Annotated in this window: 17 protein-coding genes; 10 read left to right on the plus strand and 7 right to left on the minus strand. The window is 57.4% G+C overall.

The features are described from left to right. Positions 1-45 precede the first annotated feature (45 nt). The 5 genes from flhA to BMW97_RS10275 all read left to right on the plus strand — a co-directional run bounded on the left by flhA (position 46) and on the right by BMW97_RS10275 (position 6,306). A complete protein-coding gene (gene flhA, locus BMW97_RS10255) occupies positions 46-2,118 on the plus strand; it encodes a formate hydrogenlyase transcriptional activator FlhA (protein ID WP_045908498.1) in 2,073 nt (690 codons plus the stop codon). A gap of 154 nt (positions 2,119-2,272) precedes the next feature. Then, positions 2,273-3,271: a siderophore ABC transporter substrate-binding protein EitA gene (locus tag BMW97_RS10260; RefSeq protein WP_045908497.1), complete on the plus strand. Its 999-nt coding sequence runs from the start codon at positions 2,273-2,275 to the stop codon at positions 3,269-3,271. Further along, the gene (locus tag BMW97_RS10265) at positions 3,271-4,308 is read left to right on the plus strand and encodes a FecCD family ABC transporter permease (protein ID WP_045908496.1); all 1,038 of its coding nucleotides are present in this window, start codon (positions 3,271-3,273) and stop codon (positions 4,306-4,308) included. The genes BMW97_RS10260 and BMW97_RS10265 overlap by 1 nt, the downstream gene beginning before the upstream one ends. Further along, a complete protein-coding gene (locus BMW97_RS10270) occupies positions 4,308-5,069 on the plus strand; it encodes a siderophore ABC transporter ATP-binding protein EitC (protein ID WP_045908495.1) in 762 nt (253 codons plus the stop codon). The genes BMW97_RS10265 and BMW97_RS10270 overlap by 1 nt, the downstream gene beginning before the upstream one ends. 16 nt (positions 5,070-5,085) lie before the next feature. Continuing rightward, the gene (locus BMW97_RS10275; protein WP_045908494.1) at positions 5,086-6,306 is read left to right on the plus strand and encodes an MDR family MFS transporter; all 1,221 of its coding nucleotides are present in this window, start codon (positions 5,086-5,088) and stop codon (positions 6,304-6,306) included. A gap of 5 nt (positions 6,307-6,311) precedes the next feature. Here BMW97_RS10275 and BMW97_RS10280 read toward each other — a convergent pair whose 3' ends face one another. Beyond that, on the minus strand, positions 6,312-6,656 hold the full coding sequence (locus tag BMW97_RS10280; RefSeq protein ID WP_045418265.1) for a nitrous oxide-stimulated promoter family protein: 345 nt from the start codon (positions 6,654-6,656) through the stop codon (positions 6,312-6,314). Positions 6,657-6,831: 175 nt separating this feature from the next. Between BMW97_RS10280 and BMW97_RS10285 the strand changes: the two genes are divergently transcribed. Beyond that, entirely contained in the window at positions 6,832-7,062 is a 231-nt protein-coding gene (locus tag BMW97_RS10285; RefSeq protein ID WP_045908493.1) for a SymE family type I addiction module toxin, read from the plus strand. A gap of 113 nt (positions 7,063-7,175) precedes the next feature. Then, positions 7,176-9,737, plus strand: coding sequence for a DNA mismatch repair protein MutS (gene mutS, locus BMW97_RS10290; protein ID WP_023616757.1), 2,562 nt, complete (start codon positions 7,176-7,178; stop codon positions 9,735-9,737). Positions 9,738-9,875: 138 nt separating this feature from the next. On the opposite strand, the gene BMW97_RS10295 is transcribed toward mutS, so the two are convergent. Genes BMW97_RS10295 through BMW97_RS10305 form a run of 3 tightly spaced genes read right to left on the minus strand, consistent with a single transcriptional unit; the run spans position 9,876 to position 12,127 of the window. Further along, positions 9,876-10,097, minus strand: coding sequence for a non-oxidative hydroxyarylic acid decarboxylases subunit D (locus BMW97_RS10295; RefSeq protein ID WP_003862116.1), 222 nt, complete (start codon positions 10,095-10,097; stop codon positions 9,876-9,878). A gap of 10 nt (positions 10,098-10,107) precedes the next feature. Beyond that, entirely contained in the window at positions 10,108-11,535 is a 1,428-nt protein-coding gene (locus BMW97_RS10300) for a non-oxidative hydroxyarylic acid decarboxylases subunit C (protein WP_045908492.1), read from the minus strand. Next, entirely contained in the window at positions 11,525-12,127 is a 603-nt protein-coding gene (locus BMW97_RS10305) for a non-oxidative hydroxyarylic acid decarboxylases subunit B (protein WP_008499595.1), read from the minus strand. Before BMW97_RS10305 ends, BMW97_RS10300 begins: the two co-directional genes overlap by 11 nt. A gap of 172 nt (positions 12,128-12,299) precedes the next feature. Here BMW97_RS10305 and BMW97_RS10310 point away from each other — a divergent pair, with 172 nt between their 5' ends. Further along, a complete protein-coding gene (locus BMW97_RS10310) occupies positions 12,300-12,707 on the plus strand; it encodes a MarR family winged helix-turn-helix transcriptional regulator (protein WP_023294441.1) in 408 nt (135 codons plus the stop codon). Here BMW97_RS10310 and BMW97_RS10315 read toward each other — a convergent pair. Then, positions 12,704-13,591, minus strand: a complete 888-nt coding sequence (locus BMW97_RS10315; RefSeq protein WP_045908491.1) for a LysR family transcriptional regulator — start codon at positions 13,589-13,591, stop codon at positions 12,704-12,706. The two genes, BMW97_RS10310 and BMW97_RS10315, sit on opposite strands and share 4 nt — an antisense overlap. A gap of 108 nt (positions 13,592-13,699) precedes the next feature. Here BMW97_RS10315 and BMW97_RS10320 point away from each other — a divergent pair, with 108 nt between their 5' ends. Together BMW97_RS10320 and BMW97_RS10325 are read left to right on the plus strand one after the other, a co-directional pair. After that, positions 13,700-14,902 (plus strand): MFS transporter, encoded by a 1,203-nt coding sequence (locus BMW97_RS10320; protein ID WP_045908490.1) that lies wholly within the window; start codon positions 13,700-13,702, stop codon positions 14,900-14,902. Then, positions 14,899-15,273, plus strand: coding sequence for a DUF4440 domain-containing protein (locus BMW97_RS10325; protein WP_045908489.1), 375 nt, complete (start codon positions 14,899-14,901; stop codon positions 15,271-15,273). The genes BMW97_RS10320 and BMW97_RS10325 overlap by 4 nt, the downstream gene beginning before the upstream one ends. A gap of 58 nt (positions 15,274-15,331) precedes the next feature. Here the strand turns inward: BMW97_RS10325 and rpoS are convergent, their stop codons facing one another. Both rpoS and nlpD read right to left on the minus strand, forming a co-directional pair. After that, complete coding sequence (rpoS, locus tag BMW97_RS10330; protein ID WP_008499600.1) at positions 15,332-16,324, minus strand: RNA polymerase sigma factor RpoS; 993 nt, start codon at positions 16,322-16,324, stop codon at positions 15,332-15,334. Between the two features lie 59 nt (positions 16,325-16,383). After that, positions 16,384-17,508 (minus strand): murein hydrolase activator NlpD, encoded by a 1,125-nt coding sequence (gene nlpD, locus BMW97_RS10335; protein WP_008499601.1) that lies wholly within the window; start codon positions 17,506-17,508, stop codon positions 16,384-16,386. Between the last annotated feature and the right edge of the window lie 71 nt (positions 17,509-17,579).

Raw genomic sequence — 17,579 nt, forward strand, 5'->3', positions numbered from 1 at the left:
AAGCGGCCAGCATGGATTTTTTGCTCGTTTCTACTGGAAAGCACTATGCCGTATACACCGATGAGCGATCTTGGACAGCAGGGCCTGTTTGACATTACGCGCACACTTTTACAGCAGCCCGATCTCGGTGCGCTGAGCGATGCCCTGACGCGGCTGGTCAGGCAGTCGGCGCTGGCCGACAGCGCCGCGATTGTACTGTGGCATAGCGGAACGCACCGTGCGAGCTACTACTCAACGCGTGACAATGGCAAAACGTTTGAATACGAAGACGAAACGTATCTCGCGCATGGCCCGGTGCGCCGCATTCTCTCCCGACCTGAAGTGCTGCACTGTAACTTTGAGGAGTTCCGGCAGGCGTGGCCGCGACTCGCGGAGAGTAACCTCTATCAGCCGTTCGGGCATTACTGCATGCTGCCGCTGGCAGCAGAGGGTCAGATTTTTGGCGGCTGCGAGTTTATCCGCACGACCGATCAGCCGTGGCGGGAGGCGGAATACGAACGCCTGCACACCTTTACCCAGATTGTGGCCGTCGTTGCGGAGCAGATCCAAAGCCGCGTGACCAATAATGTGGATTACGACCTGCTGAGCCGCGAACGCGACAACTTCCGCATTCTGGTCGCCATCACCAACGCCGTACTGTCACGGCTCGATATGGACGAGCTGGTCAGCGAAGTGTCGAAAGAGATCCATCACTATTTCAAAATCGATGCCATCAGCATCGCGCTTCGCGGCCATCGCAAGGGCAAGCTGAATATCTACTCCACGCATTATCTCGATGAAGCCAACCCGGCACACGAGCAGAGTGAAGTGGATGAAGCGGGGACCCTTTCGGAGCGGGTCTTCAAAAGCAAAGAGATCCTCCTGATCAACCTCAACGAACAGGATCCGGTCGCACCGTACGAGCGGATGCTGTTTAACACCTGGGGCAATAAAATTCAGACCCTGTGCCTGTTGCCGCTGATGTCCGGCAACACCATGCTGGGCGTGCTTAAGCTGGCGCAGTGCGAGGAAGGCGTCTTTACCACCGCCAACCTGAAGCTGCTGCGACAGATCGCCGAGCGTATTTCCATCGCCCTGGATAACGCCCTCGCCTATCAGGAAATTCATCGTCTGAAGGAGCGGCTGGTGGATGAGAACCTGGCCCTGACCGAACAGCTCAACAACGTGGACAGCGAGTTTGGTGAAATCATCGGACGTAGCGACGCCATGTACAACGTGCTCAAGCAGGTTGAGATGGTGGCGCAAAGCGACAGCACGGTACTGATTCTGGGCGAAACCGGTACGGGTAAAGAGCTGATTGCCCGCGCCATCCACAACCTGAGCAACCGCAACAGCCGTCGGATGGTGAAGATGAACTGCGCCGCGATGCCCGCAGGGCTGCTGGAAAGCGACCTGTTCGGCCACGAACGAGGTGCCTTTACCGGGGCAAGCAGCCAGCGGCTGGGCCGGTTTGAGCTGGCGGACAAAAGCTCGCTGTTCCTCGACGAAGTGGGCGATATGCCGCTGGAGCTACAGCCGAAACTGCTGCGCGTCCTGCAGGAGCAGGAGTTTGAACGTCTTGGCAGCAACAAGCTTATCCAGACTGACGTGCGGCTGATTGCCGCGACCAACCGCGACCTGAAAAAGATGGTCGCCGACCGCGAGTTCCGCAGCGATCTCTACTATCGCCTGAACGTCTTCCCGATCTTCCTGCCGCCGCTGCGCGAGCGCCCGGAAGATATTCCCCTGCTGGTCAAAGCGTTTACTGCCAAGATCGCGCGTCGGATGGGTCGAAATATCGACAGCATTCCTGCCGAGACGTTACGTACCCTTTCATCGATGGAGTGGCCCGGCAATGTGCGCGAGCTGGAAAACGTCATCGAGCGTGCGGTGCTGCTGACGCGCGGGAATGTCCTGCAGCTCTCCCTGCCTGAAGTGACGCTGCCTGACGTGACCGTGCCCGCCGCCGAGACAGCGAAAGAGGGAGAAGATGAATATCAACTCATTATGCGCGTACTCAAAGAGACCAACGGCGTGGTCGCCGGGCCAAAAGGTGCCGCCCAGCGTTTAGGGTTAAAACGCACTACCCTGCTGTCGCGCATGAAACGCCTCGGGATCGATAAAGAGAGCCTGGTTTAAGCCCCCCAATCCGGCGGTGTTGCTCTGACACCGCCTTTCGTTACCCTGCGCAATTGTCCCTCATTGACACAAAATCGTTTCCTCTGTATAAAATTCCGCCTTAATAATGAGTTTCATTTGCATCAATAATAATATTAATCAAGGGTAGCGTTTCATGAAGAAGGTCATCTGCGCGTTAGGCCTGGCGGTTGCGTCGGTCAGTTCTGCTCTGGCAACCACATATCCTCTGACCATTGAAAACTGTGGCTATAAAGAGACATTCACCAAAGCGCCGGAACGCGTCGTGGCCCTGGGTCAGAATACCGTCGAAATCTTGCTCCTGCTGGGGCTGGAAGATAAGGTGAAGGCCAGCGCCTTCTGGCCGACGAAAGTGTTGCCGCAGCTCGCTGAACAGAACGCAAAAATCAAAACCCTGACGGTTGAAATCCCTACCCTTGAATCCGTGCTTGCGCAGAATCCCGACTTTGTCCCCGCCCAAACGCCGCTGTTGCTGGGGCCGGAAAGCAAGGTCGCAAAACGCGACGATCTGATGACCCTGGGCGTGAACAGCTACGTGTCACCGGGCATGTGCGCGACCAAAAAAGCCACGGGCGATATGTACGGCAGCCGCCAGAAACTGTGGGATATGACGTATCTCTATCAGGAGATTGAGGATTTCGCCAAAATCTTTAACGTTGAAGACCGCGGTCAGGCCGTGATTGCCGATTTCAAAAAACGTGAGGCCGACCTGCATAAGGAATTCGGCAAGAACAAAAAAGACCTCTCGTTTGTCTTCTGGTTCTCCAGCTCATCCCCCTCTGCGGACGCCTACGTAGGCGGTAAAAATAGCCCCTCCGGGTTTATTGCGAGCCTGATGGGCGGGCATAACGCCATCACCTCCGAGACCGAATGGCCAACCGTGGGTTGGGAGAGCATTATTGCCGCCAATCCGGATGTGATTGTGGTCTCCAGCCTGGACCGCAACCGCTGGGCGCTGGATAACGCGGAAGAGAAAATCAAATTCCTGAAGAGCGATCCGGCCGTCAGCCAGCTGGACGCCGTGAAAAAAGGCCACATCGTGGTGATGGACGGTCAGGCCATGAACCCGACGATTCGCACAATTTACGGGGCTGAGCAGGTCGGCGAACAGCTCAGAAAGCTGGGGCTGAACTGATGACAATCGCCGTTCTTCAGGCCCGGCAGAGCCTGGTTCTGACGACCTCGGCTTTGCTCGCCCTGGTACTGCTATTTCTGGTGATCGCCCTGAGCGTCAGCGTCGGCGAGCTGTCCATCCCGCTGGATAACGTGTTTTACGCCATCAGCAATAAAATGGGGCTCACCGAGGTTCCGCTCACTCGCATCTATGAAAGCGTCATCTGGGACTTTCGCCTGAGCCGCGCGCTGGTGGCGGCCTGCTGCGGCGCGGGGCTGGCCATCTGCGGTGCCGTATTGCAGAGCTTGCTGAAGAACGCGCTGGCGGAACCCTACGTGCTCGGCGTGTCCGCGGGCGCGTCGACCGGGGCGGTTTCTGTTGTCGTATTGGGGATCGGCACCGGTGCGGTCTCCCTTTCTGCCGGTGCCTTCGCCGGGGCATTCGCCGCGTTTGCGTTTGTCGCGTTTCTGACGAACGGCGCGCGCGGCGGGAATGAACGTACTATTCTGGCAGGCGTCGCCGCCTCGCAGCTTTTCAACGCCATTACCGCCTACACCATCAGCACCTCCGCCAGCGCCCAGCAGGCGCGCGACGTGATGTTCTGGCTGCTGGGCAGCTTCAGCGGCGTACGCTGGCCTGAATTCCAGCTGGCACTGGTCGTGGTGCTGATTGGGTTAGCCATTTGCCTCTACTATTCCCGGGCGCTGGATGCCTTTACGTTCGGTGACGACGCCGCCGCGTCGCTGGGCATTGCCGTTCCCTGGGTGCGCCTGGCGCTCTTTACCACCACCGCGCTGATTACCGCAACCATCGTCAGCATGGCGGGGTCAATCGGCTTTGTCGGGCTGGTGGTGCCGCACGTGATGCGTTTCCTGTTCGGGCCGCTGCACCGCACGCTGCTGATTGCCAGCGCGCTGGCAGGCGCGATCCTGATGGTGCTGGCAGACATTGCCTCACGCATGCTGATTGCACCGCAAAGCCTGCCCGTCGGCGTGGTCACCGCGCTGGTTGGCGTCCCCTTCTTTGCCGTGATTATCTACCGTTCAAGGAATAAGTGATGAGCATCTGCGCGGAAAATATTACCTGGAAGGTCGGCAAAAAAGTCATCGTTAATGACGTCTCGCTGAAGGTGTCACGGGGCGAAACGGTAGGACTGCTTGGCCCTAACGGCTGCGGTAAATCCTCTCTTTTACGTATCCTCGCGGGGCTGCGTCGCCCGGATGCTGGCTGCGTCACCCTGGACGGACAGGACATTACCCGCATCGCCAAAAAACAGCTTGCCCGCCGGGTCGCCTTCGTGGAACAGCACGGCATGACTGACGCCAATATGCGCGTGCGCGACGTGGTGAAACTTGGACGTATTCCGCACCACTCCGCCTTTTCCAACTGGAGCACGCACGATGACGAGACCGTCACCGCCGCTCTGCAGCGCGTGGATATGCTGGATAAAAGTGACCAGGGCTGGCTGAGCCTCTCCGGCGGCGAGCGTCAGCGCGTCCACATTGCCCGCGCACTGGCCCAGACCCCGACGGAAATCCTGCTGGATGAACCGACCAACCACCTGGACATTCATCATCAGATGCAGCTGATGCAGTTGATCAGCGAATTACCAGTCACCAGCATTGTCGCCATCCACGATCTCAACCACGCCTCGATGTTCTGCGACTCGCTGATTGTGATGCAGAAAGGGCACATTGTGGCGACGGGAACACCGCAGGACATCCTGTCCGAGTCGCTGCTCTGGGACGTCTTCCGGGTCAAAACCAAAATTGAGATCTCACCGTTCCATGGCAAAAAGCACATTCACTTTATCGTTTAGGGGCGAGTGAACAACGATGCCCCTTCGCCCTGCCACCACGCTCTGGCCGCCCGTCTTACTGGGTAGCCAGTTTGTTTTTAACATCGGCTTTTACGCCGTTGTTCCCTTCCTGGCGATATTCCTGCGCGACGACATGCTGCTCTCCGGCGGGCTGATCGGGCTGATCCTCGGCCTGCGCACCTTCTCTCAGCAGGGGATGTTTATCGTCGGCGGTGCGCTCTCGGACAGGTTTGGCGCGAAAGTCGTTATCCTGAGCGGCTGTATTGTTCGCGTTGCGGGGTATCTGCTGCTGGCGTTCGGAGGATCGCTGTGGCCGATTATTCTGGGCGCATGTTTGACAGGCGTGGGCGGCGCGCTGTTTTCTCCGTCGATTGAAGCATTGCTGGCGAAAGCGGGCACGCACAGCGAGGCGAAAGGTAAACGAAGCCGGGCGGAGTGGTTCGCGCTCTTTGCGGTCTGCGGGGAACTCGGTGCGGTACTGGGCCCGGTTGCCGGCGCCCTGCTCACCGGCCTGGGCTTTCGCCAGGTGGCGCTGGCGGGCGCAGGGGTCTTTATCGTTGCGCTGGTGGTGCTCTACTTTTGCCTGCCCGCGTCACGCCACGCCTCGCGGACGCTGAAGCTCGTTCCCTGGTGGACGACGTTCCGCCAGCCCCGCTTTGTCGCCTTTATCATTGCCTATAGCTCGTGGCTTTTGAGCTATAACCAGCTCTATCTGGCGCTGCCGGTAGAGATCCAGCGTTCCGGCGGTAACGAGAAAGATCTCGGCCCGCTTTTTATGCTGGCCTCCATTCTGATCATCACTTTACAACTGCCGCTGGCACGTTTCGCCCGGCGCGTGGGCGCGGTGAAGATCCTGCCGGTGGGCTTTTTGCTGCTCTCCGCCGCCTTTGCAAGCGTGGCAATGTTTGCGTCGACGGCACCGCCAGAGGGCTGGCTGCGCCTGCTGCCGTCGGTCTGTTTCGTGACGCTGTTGACGCTGGGGCAGATGCTGCTGGTCCCCTCGGCAAAGGATCTGATCCCAAGGTTTGCCGAAGAGTCCACGCTGGGGGCGCACTATGGCGCACTCGCCACCGCTGGCGGAGTCGCGGTCCTGACGGGGAATTTGCTGTTTGGCAGTCTGTTGGATCGCGCTCTGGTGCCCTCCACGCAGGCGATGCTCCCCTGGCTGCTGCTGGCCCTCTTCCCGCTCTGCAGCGCGCTGGCCATGAACGTGATTTGCCGCCCGCTCAGAAGCTGAACCGGTCACTTTTTCGGACGATACTTTTCCGGCAGTTCCGGTACGGGACGACGATCATCCATCAGATGACGGACGGTCAGAATGGGGTGACGCCAGAGCATTCGCGGGCCTGCCCAGCGCATAATTTGCTTCATCTCTTCGCGTTTGGCAGGCTGGTAGCAGTGGACCGGACACTGTTTACAGGCAGGCTTTTCCTCCCCGAAAACGCATTTATCCAGGCGCTTATCGGCATAGGCATTTAGCGCCTGATAGTGCCCCTCTTCCGCAGAGGCCTGAGGACACTGCTTCTGATACAGCGCGATCATTTTCGCGATGGTCTCTTTTTCGCGTGAAATTCGTTTACCGGACATAGCGACTTACCGAACAATAAAGTGCAAAAATAATACACCTTTCAATGCTGAATTTCAGTTTTTGCATGCGGTTTTCTGAAGCCTGATTCCAGCTTTAGCCCTGCACCGCCCAACAATCACTGGTATTTTATACAGGCATTAGTAATGACTTTTATCCGTGTTATCGGGAGACCCTATGCAAGAACTTGCTATCAACAAACCCTATCGCCATTTAACAGTGGGATATTTCAGAAAGCGCCATGAAGACCGCAATACCAAGATACCGAAGCGCTACAGCGTGCATGCGGCGCTGAGCTTAAAAGGAGACTGGCTTGAACAGGCAGGGTTTACCACCCACTCCCGGGTTCGCGTAGGCGTTGAGCATGGAAAAATAGTCATTGAGTTAATGTCGGAAGATGCCTCGTAAAGCGACGACATTTTTCTGCGCCGTACCTTTTTTTCATGCGACAATAGAAGGAACAAACGGCCACTGAGCCGCTCAAAACGGTTTATATTCAAAGAAATGGACATCATAACTCCATGAGCACACTCGACAATTTCGACGCACATACGCCGATGATGCAGCAGTATCTGAAGCTGAAGGCACAGCATCCGGAAATCCTGCTGTTTTACCGTATGGGCGATTTTTACGAGCTGTTTTATGACGATGCTAAGCGTGCATCGCAGCTGCTCGACATCTCGCTGACCAAACGTGGCGCATCGGCAGGTGAGCCCATCCCGATGGCAGGCATTCCGCACCACGCGGTAGAAAACTACCTGGCGAAACTGGTGAATCAGGGTGAATCTGTCGCCATCTGCGAACAGATCGGCGACCCCGCGACCTCAAAAGGTCCGGTGGAACGCAAAGTCGTGCGCATCGTCACGCCAGGTACCATCAGTGATGAAGCCCTGCTTCAGGAGCGCCAGGATAACCTGCTGGCCGCGCTCTGGCAGGACGGCAAAGGGTTTGGCTACGCGACGCTGGACATCAGCTCCGGGCGTTTTCGTCTGAGTGAACCGGCCGATCGTGAAACGATGGCAGCCGAACTGCAGCGCACCAACCCGGCAGAATTGCTCTACGCCGAAGATTTCGCCGAAATGGCGCTGATTGAAGGTCGTCGCGGGTTGCGCCGCCGTCCGCTGTGGGAATTCGAAATTGATACCGCGCGCCAGCAACTGAATCTGCAGTTTGGCACCCGCGATCTGATTGGCTTTGGCGTTGAAAATGCCCCTCGCGGTCTGTGCGCGGCAGGTTGCCTCCTGCAGTACGTGAAAGATACCCAGCGCACTGCCCTGCCGCACATTCGCTCTATCACCATGGAGCGCCAGCAGGACAGCATCATCATGGATGCCGCCACGCGCCGTAACCTGGAGATCACGCAGAACCTGGCGGGAGGTGTAGAAAATACGCTTGCGTCGGTCCTGGACAGTACGGTCACGCCAATGGGCAGCCGTATGCTGAAACGCTGGCTGCATATGCCGATTCGCGATACCGCAACGCTGGTTTGCCGTCAGCAGACGATTGCCGCCCTGCAGGATCGGTATACCGAGCTGCAGCCTGTCCTGCGCCAGGTGGGGGATCTGGAACGAATCCTGGCCCGTCTGGCGCTGCGCACGGCGCGACCGCGCGACCTCGCGCGGATGCGTCATGCTTTCCAGCAGTTACCGGAACTCCGTGCGCAGCTGAGCGACGTTGACAGCGCGCCGGTACAGAAACTCCGCGAAACCATGGGTGAATTTACCGAACTCCGCGAGCTGCTTGAACGCGCCATTATTGATGCGCCTCCGGTTCTCGTGCGTGATGGCGGCGTGATTGCCCCGGGCTACAACGAGGAGCTGGACGAATGGCGCGCGCTGGCCGACGGTGCGACAGACTACCTTGATAAGCTGGAGATCCGCGAGCGCGAGCGTCTTGGGCTCGACACCCTGAAGGTGGGTTATAACGCGGTTCACGGTTACTACATTCAAATCAGCCGCGGGCAGAGCCACCTGGCGCCGATTCACTACGTGCGCCGCCAGACGTTGAAAAACGCTGAACGCTATATCATTCCCGAGCTGAAAGAGTACGAAGACAAAGTCCTCACCTCGAAAGGGAAAGCGCTGGCGCTGGAAAAACAGCTCTATGAAGAGCTGTTCGACATGCTGATGCCGCACCTGGCCGACCTGCAGCTGAGCGCCAGCGCACTGGCGGAACTGGACGTGCTGGTGAACCTGGCAGAGCGCGCGGAAACGCTGAACTACACCTGCCCGACCTTTACCGACAAGCCCGGCATTCGTATTACCGAAGGCCGTCATCCGGTGGTCGAGCAGGTGCTGAACGAACCGTTCATCGCCAACCCGCTGAGCCTGTCGCCGCAGCGAAGAATGCTGATCATTACCGGTCCGAACATGGGCGGTAAGAGTACCTATATGCGTCAGACGGCGCTGATTGCCCTGCTTGCCTATATCGGCAGCTACGTTCCGGCGCAAAACGTGGAGATTGGCCCCATCGACCGTATCTTTACCCGTGTTGGAGCTGCGGACGATCTGGCGAGTGGTCGCTCAACCTTCATGGTTGAAATGACTGAAACGGCTAACATTTTGCATAACGCGACGGAGCACAGCCTGGTGCTGATGGACGAAGTCGGACGCGGAACATCAACCTATGACGGTTTGTCGCTGGCATGGGCCTGTGCGGAAAGCCTCGCGAATAAAATCAAGGCCATGACGCTGTTCGCCACCCACTACTTCGAGCTGACGCAGCTGCCGGAGAAAATGGAAGGGGTGGCTAATGTCCACCTTGATGCGCTGGAGCACGGCGACACCATCGCCTTCATGCACACGGTGCAGGATGGCGCGGCAAGCAAGAGCTATGGTCTGGCCGTTGCGGCGCTGGCTGGTGTACCGAAAGAGGTGATCAAGCGCGCGCGTCAGAAACTGCGTGAACTGGAAAGCCTGTCACCGAATGCGGCGGCGACGCAGATTGACGGTACGCAGATGTCGCTGCTGGTACCGGCGGAAGAGACATCGCCTGCCGTGGAAGCGCTGGAAAACCTCGATCCGGATTCGCTGACGCCGCGTCAGGCGCTGGAGTGGATTTATCGCTTGAAGAGTCTGGTTTAGTTTTCTGCGATCTTTGCCCGGTGGCGCTGCGCTTACCGGGCCAACGGTTTTTGTAGGCCGGGTAAGGCGAAGCCGTCACCCGGCAAAAAAGACCGCACGATGTTATTGCCCGGTAAGCGCAGCGCCACCGGGCTTTTTTTACAGTAGCGGCGGGATTGTCGGTACCTGCGGCGCCTCATCGATATCCTTCTGCGTCATGCGGAACGCTTCCGGGTAATGTTCGCGGCTGGTACGGCGCAGCGGTTCGGTATCGCGCCAGGTATACAGACAATGCTGGCACTGATAAACGGTCCAGACCCCTTTCACCGGTGACGTCGCCATCACTTCAATATGCTCATCGGCACAACGTGGACAAATCATCTTTTCCTCCTTATTGGCGTGCTGCCAGCATCGCGGTCAGTTTTTCAGCCCAGGCTTTGGTTTCGGGGAGATCCTGTACCGGCTGGCTATAGTGGCCCCGGGTATCCGGTGCGACAGGCGTGGTGGCATCGATAATCAGTTTGTCGGTAATGCCCGCCGGGCTGGATCCGGGATCCAGTTCCAGCACCGACATATTCGGCAACTGCACCAGATCGCCTGCCGGGTTGACCTTTGACGACAGCGCCCACATCACCTGCGGGAGGTTGAACGGGTCGACATCCTCATCCACCATGATCACCATCTTCACGTAGCCCAGGCCGTGCGGCGTGGTCATGGCGCGCAAGCCGACCGCGCGGGCAAAACCGCCGTAACGCTTTTTGGTGGAGATAATCGCCAGCAGGCCGTGAGTGTACATCGCGTTCACCGCCTGCACTTCCGGGAACTCCGCTTTCAGCTGCTGGTAGAGCGGCACGCAGGTGGCTGGCCCCATCAGATAATCAATCTCGGTCCACGGCATACCGAGATAAAGGGATTCGAAAATCGGTTTGGTGCGGTAAGAAACTTTGTCAATACGCACAACCGTCATGTTACGGCCACCGGAGTAGTGCCCGGTAAACTCGCCGAACGGCCCTTCAATTTCGCGCTTACGGCCTTCAATCACCCCTTCCAGGATCACTTCAGAACCCCACGGCACGTCGAAGCCGGTCAGCGGCGCGGTGGCAATCGGATATGGGCTTTCACGCAGCGCGCCGGCCATTTCATACTCTGACTGATCGTATTTCAGCGGCGTCGCGCCCATCAGGGTAATGATCGGATCGTTGCCGAGGGTAATGGCAATCGGCAGGTCTTCGCCGCGCTCTTCGGCTTTGTGCAGATGCAGAGCGATATCGTGCATCGGTACCGGCTGCAGGCCGAGCTTGCGCTTGCCCTTCACTTCCATGCGGTAGATGCCGACGTTCTGCTTGCCGAAGTGATCCGGGTCGAGCGGATCGCGCGAGACGACGCATGCTTTATCGAGATAGAAACCCCCGTCGCCGTCGTTCAGACGGAACAGCGGCAGAATATCGAACAGGTTAATGTCTTCACCGTCCACCGTATTCTGCGCCCAGGCCGGATTGGCGCGGCGCTCTGGCGCAATCGGGAATTTATCCCAGCGGCGAATAAACTCGTCGATCTGCTTTTTCACCGGCGTGTTCGCAGGCAGCCCCATCGAGATGGCATGGTTCTGCCAGGAGCCGATGGTGTTCATCACCACGCGGGCATCGGTAAACCCGCGAATGTTGTCGAACCACAGCGCGGGCGCGCCGTCACCGATGCGGCTGGTCGCGTTGGCTGCCGCCGCCAGATCCGGCTCGGCGTTTACCTCTTCCTCAATTTTCAGCAGTTGCCCTTGCTCATCGAGCGCCTGCAGGAAGCTTCTCAAATCATCAAATGCCATCTTTATTCTCCTGTGAAAAATGTTTCGCCTCCCGCAACCCGTTCCAGCGACGCGCCTTTTTATGCTCCAGGCCAAACTGGTCGAGCACGCGGGTCACAATATGCTGGGTAATGTCATCGGCGGTTTGCGGGTGGTTGTAATACGCAGGCATAGGCGGCACCATCGCCACACCCATGCGGGAGAGCGCAAGCATATTCTCCAGATGAATGGTGCTGAGCGGCGTTTCACGGGGCACCAGCACCAGCTTGCGCCCCTCTTTCAGCACCACATCCGCCGCACGGCCCACCAGCCCTTCGGCATAGCCCGCGCGGATCCCGGCCAGCGTTTTCATGCTGCAGGGAATGACGATCATGCCGTCGGTACGAAATGAACCGGAGGAGATGGTGGCGGCCTGGTCAGCCGGGCTGTGGACGACGTCAGCCAGCGCAGCAACGTCCTGCGCGGTGTAAGGGGTTTCCAGTTCAATGGTGGTTTTTGCCCACTTCGACATCACCAGATGCGTCTCTACTTCCGGCATTTCCCGCAGCGCCTGCAGCAGCGCCACGCCCAGCGGAGCACCCGTTGCTCCCGTCATTCCCACGATTAATCTCATTCAGCACCTCAATCAATTTGTTCGTACACGAACATTATGAGTAAACTACTCCCGGATCGATTTCCTGACAAGATTGTTCGCATACGATCACACGAATTGCTAAAAAATGCCGCGTTAAAATCCAGAGCAAGAGCGGCTATCATAGAGGGAGATTTTTTCTGTCGGAGTGTTCATGGAACTAAGACAAGAGGCGTTCCACCTGTTACGTCAGCTTTTTCAACAGCATACCGCCCAGTGGCAACATGCATTACCGGAGCTGACCAAGCCGCAGTATGCGGTGATGCGCTCCATTGCCGAGCATCCAGGCATCGAACAGGTGGCATTGACTGAAGTCGCGGTCAGCACGAAAGCGACCCTGGCGGAAATGCTCAGCCGCATGGAGGCGCGCGGGCTGGTCAAACGCGAGCACGACCCTGCGGATAAGCGCCGTCGCTTTGTGTTCCTCACGCCAGAAGGTGAGGCCCTGCTTGCAGACTGTAAGCCGGTAGGCAATGAGGTTGATGAGGCCTTTTTAGGCCGTCTAAACAAGGCCGAGCGGGAGCAGTTCTCGGCTCTCATCAAAAAGATGATGCACGATTAATTCACGCTGGTGCGCATAAAATCGATAAAGGTGCGCACTTTCGCTGACACATGCCGGGCATCAGGATAGACCGCATAGATGCCCTGCCGCGCAAAAGTATACCCCGGTAAAACCGTCACCAGCGTTCCCGCATCAAGCGCATCGCGCACCAGCCATTCCGGCAGTAACGCCACGCCACCGCCTGCGAGCGCAAAAGCCATTAGCGACTGAGCGCTGTCAGCAAACAAACGCGGCGCTTTTTTTATCTCCAGCATGTCAGGCACACCGCGGGCATCTTTCACCTGCCAGCGCAGCGGCGAGGCTAATCGCTCGTGGATGATCCAGTCGGCTTGCGCCAGCTGCGCAAGCGATTCGATCGGGTTTCGCGCAAGCCACTCGGGCGTTGCGACGGGGAGAATAGAAAAGTGAGAAATCAGTGCGGCATGGTTGCGCGAATCGACAAGCATGCCCAGCCGGATGGCCACGTCAAAGCGCTCCGAGATAAGGTCAGCATGCAGTGACGACGAAGCATGTCGTACGCGAAGATCCGGGTGTTGGTGGCTAAACCTGGCCAGCAGCGGCACCACGACCCGGGCGCCATATTCCGGCGTAGTCGTGATCCGCAGTTCGCCGGTGAGCCCCGCATGGTTCGCGCGGATATCTTCCTGCAGCCGTTCGGCGTCCTTCAGAAGCGCCACGCTGCGCTGATGAAACAGCGCGCCCGCCTCGGTTAACGTCAGGCGGCGGGTAGAGCGCAGCAGCAGCGTAACACCCAGCTCATCTTCAAGCTGGCGAATATTGAAGCTGACGACCGCTTTTGTCAGCCCCATCGACTCGGCAGCCGCCGTAAAACTGCCGGTGTCGGCCACTGCGATAAACATCTGCGTCCGCTGTAGGTTAATCATCGTCACGCCCGATACTGTCAAAATATTTTTGACAGTATATCGCGCTTTGTCAGGTTTATCCGTGATTCCCGAGCCGATACGATACGCCACCTCACCGGAGGATCCACCATGACGTATCGCAGCAAAATTGCCGTTGTCTATCTGCTGGGCTTTTTTCTTGATTTGATCAACATGTTTATTGCCAGCGTCGCCTTTCCGGCAATGGCTCACGCCTTTACTGCCACGCCTTCTGCGCTTGCCTGGGTCAGTAATGGGTATATTGCCGGTCTGACGCTGGTGATCCCGTTCAGCAGCGTGCTCACGCGCCGCATCGGGCCAAAGCGCGTCATCCTGTTTTCGCTTTTTCTGTTCAGTGCCGCCTCTGCTGCGGCAGGCACGTCGGCAACGCTTGAGAGTCTGATCGCCTGGCGAGTGCTTCAGGGCGTAGGAGGAGGCTTACTGATCCCGGTCGGACAGGCGCTGACCTGGCAACAGTTCAGGCCGCACGAGCGGGCCCGACTCTCCTCAGCGGTGATGCTGGTTGCGTTGCTTGCCCCGGCCTGCTCCCCGGCTGTCGGCGGCATGCTGGTGCAGACGCTGGGCTGGCGATGGATCTTTTTCGCCACGCTCCCGCTGGCTATCGTGACCTTTATTCTGGCCTGTCTGTGGCTTAAACACGAAAAACCCACGATGAACGCGGCCAGACTGCTAAACCTGACCTTGCTCGCGGACCCGCTTTTGCGTTTTTCCATGCTTGTCTATTTATGCGTCCCCGGCATATTTATTGGGGTGAACGTCACGGGCATGTTTTATCTTCAGCACGAGGCGAACATGAGCCCAGCCGCAACGGGAATGCTCATGCTGCCGTGGTCTGTGGCATCGTTTCTCGCCATCACGGCGACGGGACGTTATTTTAACCGTATCGGCCCCCGACCGCTGATCGTCATCGGCTGCCTGTTGCAGGCGGCGGGTATTCTGCTTTTGATTGACGTCAGCTCGTCAACACTGTTGCCTGCCGTCGCGTTTACCCTGATGGGCGCGGGAGGAAGCCTGTGCAGCAGTACGGCTCAGAGCAGCGCGTTTCTGACAACGCGCCGGGACGAGATGCCGGATGCCAGCGCGCTGTGGAATCTCAATCGTCAGCTGAGCTTTTTTGCCGGTGCCCTGCTGCTTGCGCAGGTGCTGAACCTGGCGCAGGCGTGGCTGACACCTCACGCCGCCTGGCACGGGATGTTTATTTTTGCTGCAGGCATGACCTTGCTGCCTGTACTGTACGTTTTTCGTCTTAACAATACGCAGGTGCTAAACCCGCTGCGACAGGAGAATTCATGACGCCTTTCGAACACGACATTATCGACCTCCACATTGCGCTTGAAGACTGGTTAGGCAAAGGTGAAGGCGATCCCGACGCCCTGCTCGCCCGTTTCCGTCCCGATTTTTTGATGATCCCGCCGGGCGGTGTGCAGATCGACTATCGCGGCCTGGCCAGTTTTCTGGAAAAACAGCGCGGAAGCCGTCCCGGGCTGAAAATTGTCATTGACGAATTAACCACGATCCAAAGCGGCGAACGGGGTGCAGTGCTTCACTACCGGGAGACGCAAATCCGTCCAGACCTGCCCGTCAACGTGCGCTGGTCGACCGCGGTGCTCAGTCAGGAAGGCGACAACATAACGTGGCGTCTGCTGCACGAGACGGCGGCATAGCCGTAACACAAAAGAAAAAGGCCCGTCTCACGACGGGCCTTTTTTGACGAAAGGTTGCTTATTCGCGGAACAGCGCTTCGATATTCAGACCTTGCCCCTGCAGGATTTCACGCAGGCGGCGCAGACCTTCAACCTGAATCTGACGAACACGTTCACGGGTCAGGCCAATTTCACGGCCGACGTCTTCCAGTGTCGCAGCTTCATACCCCAGTAAACCGAAACGACGTGCCAGCACTTCACGCTGTTTGGCGTTCAGTTCGAACAGCCATTTGACGATGCTCTGTTTCATGTCATCGTCCTGCGTGGTGTCTTCCGGACCGTTATCTTTTTCATCGGCCAGGATGTCCAGCAGCGCTTTTTCGGAGTCGCCACCCAGCGGGGTGTCAACGGAGGTAATGCGCTCGTTGAGACGCAGCATACGGCTTACGTCATCAACCGGTTTATCGAGTTGTTCGGCAATTTCTTCTGCGCTTGGCTCGTGGTCCAGCTTATGGGACAACTCGCGTGCGGTGCGCAGATAGACGTTCAACTCTTTGACAATGTGGATCGGCAGGCGGATCGTACGGGTCTGGTTCATAATAGCCCGTTCGATGGTCTGACGAATCCACCAGGTCGCGTAGGTTGAGAAACGGAACCCGCGTTCCGGGTCAAACTTCTCAACTGCGCGGATGAGACCTAAGTTGCCCTCTTCAATCAGATCCAGCAGAGCCAGACCACGATTGCCGTAACGGCGGGCAATTTTCACGACCAGTCGCAGGTTACTTTCAATCATGCGACGACGCGAGGCAACATCACCACGCAAAGCACGACGTGCGAAATAGACTTCTTCTTCGGCCGTTAGCAGTGGGGAGTAACCAATCTCCCCAAGGTAAAGCTGAGTCGCGTCCAGTACACGCTGTGTGGCACCCTGCGATAACAGCTCTTCTTCAGCCAAATCGTTATCACTGGGTTCCTCTTCTACTAAGGCTTTTTCGTCAAAAGCCTCTACTCCGTTCTCATCAAATTCCGCGTCTTCATTTAAATCATGAACTTTCAGCGTATTCTGACTCATAAGGTGGCTCCTACCCGTGATCCCTGAACGAGACACCCTGGCTGGCATGCCCCGTCAAATTATCGCTGCGGCAAATACTGCAGCGGGTTTACGGATTTCCCCTTGTAACGAATTTCAAAATGCAAGCGTGTAGAACTGGTTCCGGTGCTACCCATGGTAGCGATTTTTTGCCCCGCCTTAACTTCTTGTTGTTCCCGGACCAGCATTGTGTCGTTATGGGCGTAGGCACTCAGGTAATCATCGTTATGTTTGATGATAATAAGATTACCGTAACCGCGCAGAGCGTTACCGGCATACACAACGCGTCCATCTGCGGTCGCGATGATAGCCTGTCCTTTACTCCCTGCGATATCGATCCCTTTATTTCCCCCTTCGGAGGAAGAGAAGTTCTCGATAACCTTGCCGTCAGTCGGCCAGCGCCATGCAGAAATCGGCGAACTGGAGGTCATACTGCTGGCAGTCGGTTCAGTAGAGCTAACCACAGGTGCCGTAACCGGTGCTGTGACAGCAGTCGCAGTCCCTTTATTATTCGGCAACATTTTGTTAGCAGTCTGATCACCTGAATCCTCAGAATACGTAATTACAGGTTGTGAAGCAACCACCGTGGTGGATTTTTGTGCAGGCTTAACGCTGTTATTTTGAGCCGTCACATCGGCCGCTGAAACCGTGTTGCCAGGCGTAAGCGGCGTACCCGTCGCGTTGCCCACCTGGAGCGTTTGCCCGACTTCCAGACCGTATGGGGCCTGGACGTTATTGCGCTGCGCGAGGTCACGGAAATCGTTCCCGGTGATCCACGCAATGTAGAACAGCGTATCGCCGCGTTTCACGGTATAGGTGCTGCCACCGGTGTAGCTGCCTTTCGGAATGTTCCCATACTGGCGGTTATAGACTATGCGGCCATTTTGGGTCTGAACAGGCTGTTCAACTGGCTGAACCTGCATTGGCTGTGTAACAGGATGTTGCACAGGCTGAATTTGTGGTGTTTGCTGCGGCGCAGCAGTTCCCATTTTAGGTGGCGGCGTGATTAACATTCCGCTGGACGTGTTACCGGAGCCGCTGTTTCCGCCGACGGAACTGACGGGCGCAGGCGCGTTGTTAGAACTTGTACAGCCTGCCAGCCAGAGCGAAACCAGTGATAATGCCGCAACACGGCTGATGGTGAATTTAGGGCTTCCCGCGCTCATTTATCCCCCAGGAATGTGTTAACTACCAGTGACTTAAAATTTACCGTGATGGCACGAATCTTTCGCGCCAC

This window comes from Enterobacter sp. NFIX58 (assembly GCF_900110475.1).
Taxonomy (GTDB): domain Bacteria; phylum Pseudomonadota; class Gammaproteobacteria; order Enterobacterales; family Enterobacteriaceae; genus Enterobacter; species Enterobacter quasiroggenkampii.

Bases quoted from the DNA above. Each gene is read 5' to 3' on its own strand.
- BMW97_RS10275 (WP_045908494.1), top strand. From the start codon at position 5,086: ATGCCCCTTCGCCCTGCCACCACGCTCTGGCCGCCCGTCTTACTGGGT.
- BMW97_RS10295 (WP_003862116.1), bottom strand. From the start codon at position 10,097: ATGATTTGTCCACGTTGTGCCGATGAGCATATTGAAGTGATGGCGACG.
- BMW97_RS10280 (WP_045418265.1), bottom strand. From the start codon at position 6,656: ATGTCCGGTAAACGAATTTCACGCGAAAAAGAGACCATCGCGAAAATG.
- BMW97_RS10300 (WP_045908492.1), bottom strand. From the start codon at position 11,535: ATGGCATTTGATGATTTGAGAAGCTTCCTGCAGGCGCTCGATGAGCAA.
- BMW97_RS10315 (WP_045908491.1), bottom strand. From the start codon at position 13,591: ATGATTAACCTACAGCGGACGCAGATGTTTATCGCAGTGGCCGACACC.
- BMW97_RS10305 (WP_008499595.1), bottom strand. From the start codon at position 12,127: ATGAGATTAATCGTGGGAATGACGGGAGCAACGGGTGCTCCGCTGGGC.
- BMW97_RS10320 (WP_045908490.1), top strand. From the start codon at position 13,700: ATGACGTATCGCAGCAAAATTGCCGTTGTCTATCTGCTGGGCTTTTTT.
- flhA (WP_045908498.1), top strand. From the start codon at position 46: ATGCCGTATACACCGATGAGCGATCTTGGACAGCAGGGCCTGTTTGAC.
- BMW97_RS10265 (WP_045908496.1), top strand. From the start codon at position 3,271: ATGACAATCGCCGTTCTTCAGGCCCGGCAGAGCCTGGTTCTGACGACC.
- BMW97_RS10325 (WP_045908489.1), top strand. From the start codon at position 14,899: ATGACGCCTTTCGAACACGACATTATCGACCTCCACATTGCGCTTGAA.
- BMW97_RS10270 (WP_045908495.1), top strand. From the start codon at position 4,308: ATGAGCATCTGCGCGGAAAATATTACCTGGAAGGTCGGCAAAAAAGTC.
- BMW97_RS10260 (WP_045908497.1), top strand. From the start codon at position 2,273: ATGAAGAAGGTCATCTGCGCGTTAGGCCTGGCGGTTGCGTCGGTCAGT.
- mutS (WP_023616757.1), top strand. From the start codon at position 7,176: ATGAGCACACTCGACAATTTCGACGCACATACGCCGATGATGCAGCAG.
- BMW97_RS10285 (WP_045908493.1), top strand. From the start codon at position 6,832: ATGCAAGAACTTGCTATCAACAAACCCTATCGCCATTTAACAGTGGGA.
- BMW97_RS10310 (WP_023294441.1), top strand. From the start codon at position 12,300: ATGGAACTAAGACAAGAGGCGTTCCACCTGTTACGTCAGCTTTTTCAA.
- rpoS (WP_008499600.1), bottom strand. From the start codon at position 16,324: ATGAGTCAGAATACGCTGAAAGTTCATGATTTAAATGAAGACGCGGAA.
- nlpD (WP_008499601.1), bottom strand. From the start codon at position 17,508: ATGAGCGCGGGAAGCCCTAAATTCACCATCAGCCGTGTTGCGGCATTA.